Origin of the sequence: Ignatzschineria sp. RMDPL8A (assembly GCF_029815055.1) — a bacterium.
GTDB lineage: Bacteria > Pseudomonadota > Gammaproteobacteria > Cardiobacteriales > Wohlfahrtiimonadaceae > CALZBJ01.
The window spans coordinates 1-14718 of sequence record NZ_JAPPWA010000001.1 but is presented as its reverse complement, the minus strand read 5'-3'; the positions used below and the strand labels follow the sequence as shown (position 1 = coordinate 14718).

Genomic DNA, 14718 nt, shown 5'->3' with positions numbered 1-14718 from the left:
TTCTTTTTTGCTTCCGATTATTAAAGGGGGCGATCTAATTGCGCCAGAAACTTGGCATTAAGAGCACGAAGATGGTAAAGATCTCAAGGCGCCCTAAGAGCATGGTAAAAATGAGCGTGGAGAGCGTTCCATTGGAAAGCGATTGATAGTTATTTGCTACCTCACCAAGTCCAGGGCCGGTGATATTTAAGCACGCAGCAACGGCTGAAAAGGCATCGAGCGGGCTTAATCCAAAGCCTGTAACAATGATGGTTAACACGCCGGTTGAGAAGGCGTAGAGCCCCAAAAATGCCCAAACACTTCCGAGAACATTGTGCGGAATGAGGCGATTATTAATCTTGATTGGTAGTTTTGCATGGGGGTGGATGAGGAGTTTAATTTCGCGAAGTGCTTGTTTGGTCAATAGAATAATGCGGATCACTTTAATGCCGCCGGCGGTTGATCCTGCGCAGCCTCCAATAAAGGATAGAAAGATAATGAGAAGCGGAATAAAGGTGGGCCACTCGCTAAAGGCGCTGATGGAAAGACCGGTTGTGGTAATCATCGCCATCACCGCAAATGCCGCCTGATGGAGCGCTTCCCAAAATGAATGAAAAACGCCATGATGATAGAGGGTAATGCCGATGATTCCAATGGCGCTGACGCAGATGGTGAAAAAGGTACGCAGTTCCGTATTATTGAGGTAGTAGCGAATATTTTGTTTACGAAATGCCAGAATGTGAACGGTAAAGTTGATGCTACCTAAAAACATAAAGAGAATCGCGCTGCTCTCGATAAATTTACTATTAAAATGGCCAAGGCTTGCATCGTAATTGGAAAAGCCTGCCGTTGCAATGGTGGTAAAGGCATGTGTGACCGCATCAAAGAGATCCATTCCGCCGATAAGATAAGTGAGTGCACATAAAATTAAAAGTATGAGGTATACCGCCCAGAGGCTTCGCGCCGTTTGAGCGATTCGAGGGGTGATTTTATCCTCTTTGACCATGCCAGAGGCTTCCGCTTTAAAGAGTGCCATGCCCCCCATGCCTAAAAGAGGCATAATCGCCACGGCTAAAATGATGATCCCCATCCCGCCAAAAAAGTGAAGTTGGGTGCGATACCAAAGAATGGATTTAGGCAGATGATCAAGCCCGACAAGGACAGTTGCGCCGGTTGTGGTAAACCCTGAGGTTGCCTCAAATATTGCGTGCGTGAGCGGGACTTGGAGCGCCGATGAAAGATGAAGTGGCAGGGCGCTAATGATACTTAAAACGGTCCAGAAGAGGGTAACAATGATAAAACCATCGCGGGTTTTAAGGCGCGCTTTCGCCTTACGAAAGGGCAGATAGAGGCTTAAACCCAAGATGAGCGTAATCGCAAACGTGATTAAAAAATAGCGCGCTTGATGGTCACGGTAAATAAGTGAGATGAGGACTGGAATCAAGTAGGTAAAACTAAAACTACTGATAAAAATCCCCATGATTTTACCGATAATGGTCAACTGGTTTCGCATAAATGATTTAACTATCAAAGAACAAAAGGATTATTATACGCTCTTTTCGGTGAATCGACAGCCTCTTTACGCATCCTCATATTGGGGTAAAAGCGGCTGATCAGACTACTCAGATTTTTGTTCGCGGGCAAGCAGCTCTTTTAGGGAGGTCATCGGGAGGACGTTTTTATGCAAAATATTGTAGACCTGATTGACGATCGGTAGATCAATGCCATACTCTTTCCCAAGGGCGTAAATATTTTTCACAATATTGGTACCTTCGACCACTTGCCCAATCTTAATAAATGCCTCTTCCGCGGTGATGCCTTCCCCTAAAAGTAGACCAAAACGGCGGTTACGGGATTGATTGTCCGTCGCGGTGAGAACCAGATCCCCCATGCCAGCTAGCCCCATAAAGGTAATCAGATCGCCTCCGAGCGCTACACCAAGGCGTGACATCTCCGCAAGCCCGCGAGTAATGAGAGCCGCGCGCGCATTTGCACCAAATCCAAGCCCATCTGAAATACCGGTGGCAATCGCAATGACGTTTTTGTACGCTCCAGCGAGCTGAACGCCTTTAATATCGCTATTACCATAGACTCTTAAAGTATTGTGATGGAAATAGGGAATAAAAAAGTCGATTGTCGCTTCTGAATCGCTCGCAATTGCAATTGCGGTCGGGTGTTTGAGCGCCACTTCTTTGGCAAAGCTTGGGCCCGAAAGCACGGCATATTCAGCATTCGGGAAGTGGTGTGCAAAGGTAGCGCTTAAAAAACCATTGGTATCATGGTCGATCCCTTTTGTGGCGCATAAAACAGGGGGAAGCGAGTCTAAATGAAGCGCCTGTAAACGTTTGAGCGTCTCGGTAAAGGCCGTAGAGGGAATCGCTAATAAGATAAGATCCGCATCGAGCACCGTCTCTTCAAATGAGCTTGAGGCCTGTAAGAGGGGCGGAAACGCAATATTAGGAAGATAGTGATGGTTGGCGCGCTCCTCAATCATGGTTTTAGCGTGCGCTTCATCGTGACTCCAAAGCATGGTGGGGAATTCAAGCGCTGTGTGCATTGCAAGGGCTGTTCCCCATGAGCCTGCGCCGAGTACGGCAATTTTTGGATAATGTTGTAGATCACTCATTTTTACTATCTTCCATTAGGGTTGAACGGATTAAGTATATCATATTTGTGCTATGGATTAATGAGTTGATGAGGCGTAATTGAGAAAGCCTTAAAATCTTGAGATAAATTTTAAGGCAAAGAAAAAGCTCGCATAAAGCGAGCTTTTTTATCATAAATTTAATACTCGTTAGAGCGTTAAATTAGAAGTCGTGACGGATACCGATTGAAAGACCGTTGTCTTTGAAAGTTTCGCCAGCTACTTTTTCTCTTGTTTCACCGTACTCAACCCATACGCGTGTACGCTCTGAAAGATCTTGTTGGAAACCAAGTGCCCAACGTTTGGTTTTTTCGCCTTGACCATCAACTTTTGGTTTGTTTTGACCGTAGTTAGCACGGATAGTGCTTGAGTAGTCGTTACCAAATGCGAAGTAACCACCAAGATCCCAACCTTTATCTTTTTTATTGCCATTCTTAGAGTCAGCGTAAGATACGGTTAAACCAAATTGATCTTGTTTATAGCCAAGTTGAGTACCCCAAGCTTTTGATTTCTCTACATTTTCTTGATCGCGCTCACCAAGTTTACCTTGGATGTAACCCACTTTACCGTAGAAACCTAATTCGTGTTGGTATTGTGCGTTGATAGTCCAGATATCAAGATGTTTTTCTTTCTTAGTTACAAAATTTGGCTTCTCTTTAGTACCTAAGTTTAAGGTGTCATCGATGATGAAAGCAGCGTTTGCAGAGAAACCTGAAAACTCAGGTGAAATATATGCTAATGCGTTACCAACACGGTCGATATTTTGGTCAGCAAATGCATATCGAAGCGCTGCATTAGCTGAAGAGTTTGACCATGTGCTGTTGAAGTCATCAATTACTGAACCGTCAACGATGGTTTGTTTGAATGGGTTGTCTAAACGACCCACTGCGAACGTACCCCAGTCACCTGCTAAACCGATCATTGCGATACGGTTATTAAAGCCGTCACCATTATTAGTGCTTAAGCCTTCCATACCGTTGAATCCAAATTCTAATTTGAAGACTAATGCTAAACCGTTACCTAGATCTTCAGAACCTTTGATACCGATACGTGAACCTTGGTCTTGCATATCAGAAACGCGTTTAGCTTCTCCTTTAGGAGCATCGATTTCTTGTTTGATGTTGTTGTAATCATAACGGATAGAACCGTAGATTGAAGTTTCAGCTTGTGCTGCACCCATTGTAAGTGCACCAGCTACTGCTACTGCTAATAAACCTTTTTTCATGTTGAACTCCATGGAAAAGTTGTTAATAAAATTTAATCAAATCGAAAGATAGAAAACTATCTATGGGTGCTATTAAAACGCTTTTTTATCTAAAAAGCAACTCTTTTTTGTTTTTTTAATACAAATAGTGGTTCTTTTTATACGATTGAGAGCGATAAAAGGGCATTTTTGTTTATTGTTACCGATCACTATAGTTGCGAGAAGGCTCATTAATACTTGTGTTTGAGGTTGTTGTTTCAAAAAAGATACACTTTTAAAATCATCCGTAGAAAAATAAAAATAGATTGTAATTTTTACGAAAATATCTCGTTTTGAAGGGTGGCTTTACGTCGATAGAGGAAATTTAATGCAGATTAAAACGAATAAATGGTTCCATTGAGCGGTGAGTTTGATGTTGTAGAAATGACACAAACAATAAAAAACCTTCTTTATCTTTCGCTCAGCGATCGATGAAGAAGGTTTTAGAGGGGCTCAGACTCTCTTATATAGATATCTAAAGCGACACACTATAAAAAAGAGCCGAGTTTGAGAGCGGTCATTATTTCGCAGTGACTTCAAATAAGATTTTAGCTACATCGTCATAGGTTTTGACAAAGTGGAGTGTGAGATCCTCTTTAAGATAATCAGGAAGTTCATCACAATCTTTTTTATTGCCATACGGGAAGATGATTTCACTAATGCCGACGCGTTTTGCCGCAATCAACTTCTCTTTAACGCCACCAATCTCCAGTACGTGCCCGGTGAGGGTAATTTCTCCGGTCATGGCGATATTTTTCGCCGGTTTATTTAAGGCAAGCGAGAGTAAGCTCGATGCCATGGTGATTCCCGCGCTTGGGCCATCTTTAGGAGTTGCACCTTCGGGGGCGTGAAGATGGATAAAGGTCTCATCGAAGAAGGTTTCATCAGCGCCGTAACGCTTGAGATTGGCCATCACAAAACTATACGCGATCTCTGCGGATTCCTGCATCACTTTCCCGAGTTGCCCGGTCACTTTTAGGCCGCGGGTTTTTGCGTGAATTTTCGCCGCTTCTAAGTTAAGGGTGACGCCGCCGAGCGATGTCCAGGCAAGCCCGGTCACTACGCCAACGCCGGCAAGCGGTTTTTCACGGGTGTAGATGGGATTGCCAAGATGAGTTTTAATATCGTTCACGCCAATGCTGAGCGCTTTAAGGGATTCATCTTTTGCAAATTCAACCGCCGCTTTTCGTACAAGTTTTGCGAGCTGTTTTTCAAGCTGACGCACACCGGCTTCGCGGGCATAACCATCGATCACATTGCTAATCGCCGCATTACTAATGCGAAGTTCACTCTTTTCAAATCCCGCACGCTTTAGCAATTTCGGCCAGAGATATTGCCGCGCGATTTTTACTTTTTCTTCCAAGATATAGCCCGAGAGACGGATCACATCCATACGGTCAAGGAGCGCTGCGGGAATCGAGTCGAGCGTATTTGCGGTACAGATAAAAAGTACGTTCGATAGATCGTAACGAATATCGAGATAGTGATCTAAAAAGTCGTGATTTTGTTCAGGATCGAGCACTTCGAGCAGCGCACTGCCGGGATCGCCTTGGTAGGAACTGCCCATCTTGTCGATCTCATCGAGCATAATGACGGGATTGTCGGTACCGGTCTCCTTGAGCGCTTGGATAATTTTACCGGGCATCGCGCCAATGTAGGTGCGGCGATGGCCTTTGATCTCAGCCTCATCACGGGCGCCGCCTAAACTAAAGCGATAAAATTTACGATTTAAACTGTGAGCAATCGAACGCCCGACGGAGGTTTTACCCACGCCAGGAGGGCCAACGAGCACCACAATCGATCCTTTAATCTCCTCTTTACGTTTTCCAACGGCGAGGATTTCGATGATGCGCTCTTTCACATCTTTAAGGCCAAAATGTTCACGGTCGAGAATGCGTTGTGCGCGATCAAGATCGTAATTATCGTCACTTTCATTGCCCCAGGGGAGCGAGGTAATCACGTCAAGATAGTTGCGCGTAACCGCATATTCAGGCGAGCCCGTCTCTAATACTTGAAGCTTTTCGAGCTCCTCATCAATCTTTTCTTGCGCATGCTCGGGAAGATTTTTATCCTGCAGACGATCGACAAATTGATCGATATCCGCCGTCTTATCATCTTTAGCGATGCCAAGCTCCTGCTGAATCACTTTAAGCTGTTCGCGGAGGAAAAATTGACGCTGCTGATCAGTGATTTTATCTTCCACCTGCTCGCGGATCTGGTTGTGCAGTTTCGCCACTTCAAGTTCTTTATGAATGAGCGCAACCACCTTTTGCATCCGATCAAGGAGTGGTACCGTCGATAAAATCTCCTGCATATCTTCCGCAGAGCTCGTCGTTAAGCTCGCGGCAAAATCCGCAAGGGGCGAGGGCTCATTGCTGGTAAAGCGCGAGAGGAAATGTTTGAGTTCTTCTGAAAAGAGCGGATTGAGCGGAAGCAGCTCTTTGAGCGCGTTCACAACCGCCATTGAGTAGGCGCGAAGCTCCTCGCTATTTTTATCTTCTTCATCAAAATATTCTACTTGCGCTACAAACGGAATCTCGGTGGAGATCCATTTTTTAATGCGAAACCGTTGAATTCCCTGCGCGATAAATTGCACCCGACCATCTTCACGGTGGGGGTGATGAATGCGCACGAGCGTTCCATATTCGTAAAAATCATCCGGATCGAGGGATGGGCCCGGTTGTTTTTTCGTGAGCACAAGACCGACAACGCGGGTACGATTATCCATAATGGAATCGAGCGTTGTAAGCCAAGGTTCCTCATTTAATACAAGCGGCGCCACTTGGGGCGGGAAAAATGGGCGTTCGTTGAGCGGCAAAACATGGATAATATTCGAGATCGTATCCCCTTCGATAATGATCTCGTGGTTTCCACTTTGCGGCTCGTTTGCGTCCTGATTGTCGCTTTGTGGATGGGTTGGAATAAGATCGCGGTCATCGATCGCCATGTATGTAATCTCCTTATCAGCACATCAAAATCGATATGCAATGATGTTAATTCTTTTCTCTATTTTGCTCTTTTGGGTCTATTAAGCAATATGGGGATGGTTTTTTATTTATCAAATTGCGTCCGCAAAAAGTTCTAAGGGCAATCTGTATCGCTCTATAGCGCGCCCTATATATAAATAGTAGGATACTTTGCTCGGATGTGGGTTAGCGCCCGCGTTGATTAATATTCTCGAACTTCAAGGCGGACACGATCGCGTTTTTGATTGGCATCGACAACGGTGAGCACGTTATTGCCTTCAGGCATCGCGCCGATATCGAGCTGATTGCTCGGCAGTAATTCGCCATTTAAATACCATAAAAAAGGGGCTTTACCGCGCGCTTCGAGGGTGAGTGTACGATGAGTTTTAAAAATTATGCTCTCATCGGCAAAGGTGATAATTTTAGCATCTTGTATCGTATTTGGGTGATATTTTAATGCCGCAGGCCAACCGTTATGACGAATTTCCCCGGGGGCATCGTAGAGCGTTGGCGGAACCATGCCTCGAACGGTATCGATGGTAAATTCCTCATCACACTCCGTTGCCTGTTTTTTGGAAATGCCTGACGGCCAGCAGATGGTCTCGCGGATGATAGTGTTTGGTTTAGGGAAATCACGCGTGTCACTCGGGAGATAATTATAAAGATCAAAGAGCATCGGAAGGGCATATTGGCTCGCAAGCGTTCCGACATTTGGTACGCTATCAGGCCTGCCGATCCAAACGCCAATAGTCCAATCGGGACTCACCCCCAGCGCCCACGCATCGCGATACCCGTAACTTGTCCCCGTTTTCCATGCAATGCGCCGTTTTGTATAACGGTTTTTGGGCCTGACATCGCTTAAAATTCGGCTGATAAGATAACTCGCTTCCGGGCTCATAATAGAACCGGTGGCATTTGAAGGGGGATGATCTTTGAGAAAGTGAAGAGGATAGAGCTTTCCCTCCGTCCCAAGGCTTGAAAAGAGGCGCGCTTGCTCAATGAGATTAATTCCAACACCGCCCAGCACGACGCTGAGATTGGGGTAATCGATCAAAATATCGATGCCACTATCGCGGAGCGTTTTGATAAAAAGCTCGGGGGTTAAATGGTGAGTCACTTGCACAACGGGAATATTGAGCGATTGTTGCAATGCCCGATAAAGTGGCACCGCGCCGCGTTCTTGATTGTCAAAGTTTTTGGGAATATAGCCATTGAAATTGCGTTCGATATCGGTCAAAAGGCTTGCCTCGTGTACGATGCCGTAATCGAGCGCCATGCCGTAGACAAAGGGTTTGAGCGTCGATCCCGGTGAACGAATCGCCATCGCCATATCGATATAACCAAAACGTTCTTGATTAAAAAGATCGGCAGAGCCCACATAGCTGTAGACCTCGTGAGTGGGATTATGAATGACGACTACCGCCGTAGAAAGCGCGGGTTGCCAGTGTTTTGATTCGCGCGCGATATAGCGTTCAATCTGCATCTGCAATGATTTATCGATCGTCGTTTCAAGGCGATGCGCGTCGGGATATTGATTGCGCAATTGCTCACTTAAAAGGGGAGCGAGAAAGAGGGTTGGTTGCGGGCGATAATCGAGCGGATCTTTTTTAATCTGCTCTGCCTGTTGCGGTTTAATGAGCTGACGCTTGGCCATTCGATCGAGCACTTTATTTCGCGCCATGCGCGCATTTTCGGGATAGAGATCGGGGCGATAGAGACTTGGGCGCTGGGGAAGGGCGACTAATAGGGCGCTTTCACCGTGATTTAGGTCGCGGGCATGCTTTGAAAAATAACGCCAACTGGCAGTTTCCACGCCTTCAATCGCACCGCCCATCGGTGCTAAATTGAGATAAAAGGTGAGGATTTCATCTTTTGAATAACGAGCTTCAAGCTGCAGTGCACGAAACATCTGTTTAAATTTTCCTGAGATGGAGCGCTCGTGAGGATCAAGCAGGCGAGCGACCTGCATGGTGAGCGTCGAACTTCCGGAGATGATTTTTCCGTGGGTTATCCATTGAAACGTCGCACGGAGCGTCGCAAGAGGGTTAATGCCAAAATGCGAGTAGAAAAAACGATCTTCATAGGCAAGGAGCGCATCAATATAGAGCGGGCTTACCTCGTCAAGCGTGACCCAATGGCGAAAAACGCCCTCTTTGCTGGAAAAGTGGCGCAAAACATCTCCATTACGATCGAGCGCAACGGGGGAAACATCAATTTTAACCTCCGGGAGAGGATAGAGATGATCGAGAATTTTAAACCCAACAATCAGACTCAAAAAGAGGATGATTATGGTGTAGAAGGTTCGTTTAAGCCATTTTTTCATAGAGAGGCGCAAAATAAAAACTAAAATGTAGTATGAATCATACAATAAAAAAGCACCGATTTAATCAATAAACCGGCGCTTTAGTTGCGTTATAAACGGAAGACCTATCGGCTTTTTAAAATGCTGATCGGCGCTTTACCTGAGTAGGCGCGTACCGCACGGAGCTCGGGTAGATACATCGCTTCGATATAGGTATTGGGAGCCTCATAATCCCCCGGAATCGCCGCCTCGATCACATAGACAAAGGTATAGGTTTTGTTGATATCAAGATCAAGCGATGCCACGTAACGATCAAAACGGAACTCTTCGTGATGCATATTGGACGCCCGTTTATCCGCGGCTTTAATATTAAAGGAGCGGTAAAACTCAGAGACGTTATCGCTCACAAGATTTGGGTTGATGAGGTTAAAACCACCCAAGATCTCATCTTCAATGAGAGCATTTTTAATTGTGCGTTTTGGTGTCACCGTGAGCACCACTAAATAACGATCGCCGACATTCGCGGTTGTTCCAAGGCGTTGGTATTGGCGATCAATCTCAACATCAAAGGTGGAGGTTGACGTGCGCTTCATTGGGAATCCTTCCGTTTTATAGGAAAGATAGAGCGGCTCATCGCTATACAGCTCTGTAAAACCTTTTGAGTCGATCATGGTATTGGGCATCACATTAAAGCGATTTCCATCTTGATCGACAAGCTCAATCGGGGTGCCATCATCAGGGGTATCAATGCCAATTTTAATCATTGCGTAACGCTCTTGCGTACTAAAATAGGTACGATTTTTGAGGCGCTCATTCATCAGATTCATTAACGTTTTCACCTTACCTTCGGGCGCGGTATATACGCCTTTCGCGGTGAGTTGGTTAATAAGATCGATCGTTAGGGCAATTTCTGCAACGTCCGTATGATAATAGCCATAATAGCTATTCCAATTGGTAAACGTCACCTTATCGAGAATCGCCTCGCCAACGCTCTGATTGCCAGCTATAAGGTTTGCAGCACCCAAATACGCTTGGCTTAGCGGGCTCATCTTATCGGTATGTTTATTGAAAATCATCAGATCCGCGCTAAAGAGTTTCCCTTCACGGGCTAAAACCCAAGCGCCGTAAACGGTGTCATTGAGCAGGTAGTAGTGATGACCGTAATTTAATTTTCGGCTCATATCCGTGACTGAACTTTTTATATAAGCACTCACCTCATCAAGCGTTTTCGATGATACTAGTTCAGGATATTTTCGTGCTGCTTGATAGAGGAAGTCTGCCACATAGCTCGATACGGCAATGTTGTGATAATCGCTCGACCAGAGATTAAATCCGCCGTTATGGTTTTGGCGCATCAAGATCCGATTGATCGCATTTTCCATCAATTGATATTCCCACGCGTCATACTCAAGCGGGGTGTTACGGCCGTTTGTTTCTTCTCGATCGAGATAGTATTGATGGAGCGCTTTTTTCTCCATATCTAAGATCGGATGCGAGCGGAAGAGCCACGGAAACGCGCGGCTTGTAGTCTGCTCGGTACAACCATAAGGGTAGCTAAAAAGATTGTTGGTATAGGTGAGCACATCGATAATCGGGAAGCGCGACACAAGAAGCGACTCAGAGACATTGCCTGTCATTGAGCTAAATTGAGTGTTGAGCTTATTCCAAGGGCGATCGACAGTGAGCTCCGCGCGATCATAAAATATCGCTTTTTCCGCATAGGGAATGGTGCCGATACGATAATTGCGCGTCGTTGAAAAGGCATCGGATTCAATAATCAGATTCACATCCGCGTAATGGGTATATTCCAAGAGGCGTACCGGAATCAGCTCATTGAGGCTCTCTTTATCTTTAAGCATATAAGTTTTATCAAACGCCGTTTCAAGGGAATCGCTCTCAAGGCGCACGCGAACCGCTTCTTCGTTGCCACTCATATTATGGAGCGAGAGCGAAAAGTGGTTGTGATCGTTCACTCGAATAAAATTCGGGGTGATGAGATCCGCGATAATCGGCGCGCGAATGGTGAGCTGTTTCTCCGTTTCGTTCATGCGCGTATCGGAAAAGAGTGTCGCGAGAACCTTCGCTTCCCCATTAAAATCCGGGAGCATCAATTCTACTTCATATTCACCGTCATCATTTAGCGCAAGAAGTTCAGTCGCGATCGAGACAGTTTTCATTTCGGTAAGATTGAGGTCGGCCTCGGTTTCACTCACTTCACCATCGCCCCCAAATTTCGGTGTTAAGAGCGCTTTGGTGCTATTGCCAAAGAGACGGTTGTAATAATCGATAATATCGACGTTATAACGTTTCTGCGCAAAGAAGGCATTAAAGATCTTTTTATTTTGCGTCGGCGTCATATTTAAGATGCCTTGATCGGTGATCGATAGCGTTGCAAAGAGTTTCTCATTGGGTTTTGGATCGAGCACTTTCACCTTAATTTTAACCGGCGCTTCAGGCAGGGCAACGGGCTCAAAATTGAGTTCTGCCTTTAATGAACGCTCGTGACGATCAAGACGAATCGCTTGAATGCCAAGGGCGCGGACAATCTCTTCTTTACTATTTTTAGAGAGAAGGAGTCCGGTTAAATAGAGATCGTGACGTTTCCACGAAGGATCAAGTTTAATCGAAAGATTATTTTTACCCTTTTTCACTTTAAGCGATTTTTTATAGAGCGGTGAATCCCCTTCAATTAGCAGCATGAGCGTGCCAGTAAAAGGTGAGTCGATCTCAACTTTCATGGTGTCGTTATCTTGATAGGCCACTTTGTCGAGCGTTAAATTAAGACTCATCGGGCGAGCGGCCGGCAATTGATCGCCTTGGCCATCATCCCAACTGCTGCTAAAGGGGTAAACGGTCTCAAATCCGGTCTCATTATCAACAATCGAAAGCTCGTAACGTCCCCAACTGTAAGGATCAACGCTAAAGCGATAGATTCCGGCATCTTTATCGATGGTGTTGAGCGCTTGAATCGTCGCACTATCATTTTCATGACAGCGCCAACCGCGGCCTGAGTTGTAGACCCAAATGCACCAATTAGACGTAAAGCGCAGCGTTAAGGTGAGATCGCGCGGAACGATATTGCCATCACTATCGGCGGCGAAAATCTCAAAATCGGCTTTTTGCCCATAACCAAGATCACGGGAATTAAAGAGCGGGTGAACCACCGGGACGATCTCTTGCGGCCAAAAGTCTGCGGTAAAATTACGATTAATGCCGGTAGCATCGCCATCGAGTACGCTCACATCCACCATCGCGCGGATAATTTGTTTCGGTAGGTTGTTTGTATCTGAAAGCGGTAACGAAATGCGTGCCGTTTTCTCCCCTTCATCCGATAGAATCTCATTCATGGAGAGTGAGTATTGATCAAGGGATTGATAGAAATACTCATTGGTGCCCACATACCAATCCTTCTCGCGGGGGAAAGGGTGGAGATTCGGCTGTAAACGTGTGGTGATTTTGGCTTCATTGCCCGCAGCGGGAGCGCCAAATAGATAGCGGCTCGCAATATCAAACTGAAGCGTATCGCGGGCGGTGAGTTTTGTATGCCCAGGTTTTAAAATAAGCTCCATGCGCTCAGGCATAAATTCTTCAATATGCAGTGTAAGCGAGCCATTGGGGATATCAAGCGAAGGGTCTGTGCGGAGTTCAACTTTCCAAATCCCCGTTTTTCCATCGTGATCGGTGGTGAAATCCGTTTGATAAAAGCCGCTCTCTTTTGCGGTGAGCGTGCGCGTTTGGACTGCTTTCCCTTCGGTATTAATCAGTTTTACTTCTACCGGTTGCGAAGGCAACATACCGCCATCTTGGTCGCGGAGTAGCGCATTAACGGTAATGGTTTCACCGGGGCGATAGAGCAGGCGATTACTATATAGATGGGCCGGCGCTTTTTGGAAACGGTCACCTGCAATGGCAAAATCGTTTAGATCGAGCGCAATTTCACGCATCGGCAACATCGAGATATCGTTATTGGTCTTCGCAACTAACAGTTCATTTTGTTTGAGTGCGCGAGGAATCTCACACAGTCCCTCTTTAAATTGACAAACATCCTCTTGAATAACGAGTTTACCCTTTTCTTGACGCCAAATTTCAAGCGTGCCGTGATTGAGCGGTTTTGTGGTTGAAAAATAGTTGGCCATTACAAGTGCGCGATCACTATATTGACGCACGTGCATCCCGATATCCGAGATGAAAAGAATGCGCGCATCGAGTGTACGATTGATCTGTCCGGCAGGATTTACCGTAACAACATAAGCGCCGGAGGTGATATTCTTATCGACGGGAATGCGGTGTTCGGTCTTTTTATTGAGATCCACATCATTAGGCATAACATAACGGAAAATACCGCTAGGCTTTAAGTGATTGCGGCTGATCTCGCGAAGCGTCCAGTAATCGAGGGTTTTACCAAGGTAGTAATCTTCTAAAAATTGCGCGGGGTTATCGATATGGAAAAACTCGATATCCACCTCGTTAACGCCTACCGATTCAATCGGAAGTGAGCGCTGAGTGAGCGGCATAACCGGGCCTTTGCCTATGATGTTTACCACTTCAGGGGCTTCTCCAGAATAGATGTAGGTCGTATTAAAGCGCGAATTATGATTAGGATAATCATTCGGCGTCACGATATAGCTACCGGTTTTAATTGGCGTGTAATAGATATATCGGCCATCTTTACTCGCGTGCCATTTCCCGGTCGATAGCGGTTTTTTACTCTCTTCACCGGTTTGATAGTCGTAATCAACAATCTCATCGATGGAAAATTGTGCGGAAAGAGCGGTTTCATTAAAAGTTTCGGGAGAATCAAAAAAGATTGCAATCGAGGCCTGATCTTCAATGGTGGCAAGATTGATGGAGCTGATGCCTGCAAAAAGCGGCGTCAGCAGAACGGATAAGAATAAAAACAGCGAAAGTTGAATGCGCCGTGCCATAAAACACCTCGGTATTGGGTAGTTGATTGTTGTATGTCGAAATATTATACCTAAATTGATATATAAATCAGTGTTTTCTGTCGTTTTTTGCAATAAAAGTTTGCGTTAAATAACGAATCTTTATTTATCTCTATATAGATAAAGGGTTTTTAAGCGAGGGGTGTTTATATATAAAGGCCTATATATAAGGAATATATAAGGTAATAAGAAGAGAGTGGGGGAGGAGTGCGAGGGTAGGGAGAGTTAAAGTAGGGTGTCAAAGCTTCTTAAATAGATCTTCGAGAGAATTTTCTAAAAACATCAAAATTCTTTCCTCGTCAAATCATGGTCTTATTGCGGATTTGTGACAATCTTTCGTTTTTCTTTTAAATCGGGGTTGACGTAATCTAAATCTTCGCTATAATTGATCACCTGTTTCGGCAGAGAACAAAAAATCTTCCAGGCGGCGAGGCGAGTTTCATGAGTAAATTAGCGGAGTTTGCAAGATTGGCACTTTAACAATTGGGTTTGTCAGTTTCGTTTTTATCCCCTTAGTTAATTTGAGGTGTTGATTAAACGGTTTGTTTTACGGGTTTTGAGTTGATCGATTTTCGAGCACAAAAACTTTTAAAATAGAGTTGACAGATCTAAAAAAGTTGCTAGAATAGTTCGTCTGCTTA

The 14718-nt window shown here is 45.3% G+C and carries 6 protein-coding genes; all 6 read right to left on the bottom strand.

Annotation, left to right across the window (positions count from 1 at the left end; translation table 11 throughout):
• Positions 1 to 34: 34 nt before the first annotated feature.
• The 6 genes from OXI21_RS00030 to OXI21_RS00005 all read right to left on the bottom strand — a co-directional run bounded on the left by OXI21_RS00030 (position 35) and on the right by OXI21_RS00005 (position 14059).
• Entirely contained in the window at positions 35 to 1492 is a 1458-nt protein-coding gene (locus tag OXI21_RS00030; RefSeq protein WP_279617502.1) for a potassium transporter TrkG, read from the bottom strand.
• Positions 1493 to 1597: 105 nt separating this feature from the next.
• Positions 1598 to 2605, bottom strand: coding sequence for an NAD(P)-dependent glycerol-3-phosphate dehydrogenase (locus OXI21_RS00025; RefSeq protein WP_279617501.1), 1008 nt, complete (start codon positions 2603 to 2605; stop codon positions 1598 to 1600).
• Positions 2606 to 2786: 181 nt separating this feature from the next.
• Positions 2787 to 3848: a porin gene (locus OXI21_RS00020; protein WP_279617500.1), complete on the bottom strand. Its 1062-nt coding sequence runs from the start codon at positions 3846 to 3848 to the stop codon at positions 2787 to 2789.
• Positions 3849 to 4386: 538 nt separating this feature from the next.
• Complete coding sequence (gene lon, locus OXI21_RS00015) at positions 4387 to 6813, bottom strand: endopeptidase La (protein WP_279617499.1); 2427 nt, start codon at positions 6811 to 6813, stop codon at positions 4387 to 4389.
• Positions 6814 to 7034: 221 nt separating this feature from the next.
• Positions 7035 to 9155 carry a penicillin-binding protein 1C gene (gene pbpC, locus OXI21_RS00010; RefSeq protein ID WP_279617498.1) on the bottom strand — a complete coding sequence of 707 codons (2121 nt, stop codon included), beginning with the start codon at positions 9153 to 9155 and terminating at the stop codon, positions 7035 to 7037.
• A 104-nt stretch (positions 9156 to 9259) separates the two neighbouring features.
• Positions 9260 to 14059 carry an MG2 domain-containing protein gene (locus OXI21_RS00005; protein ID WP_279617497.1) on the bottom strand — a complete coding sequence of 1600 codons (4800 nt, stop codon included), beginning with the start codon at positions 14057 to 14059 and terminating at the stop codon, positions 9260 to 9262.
• Between the last annotated feature and the right edge of the window lie 659 nt (positions 14060 to 14718).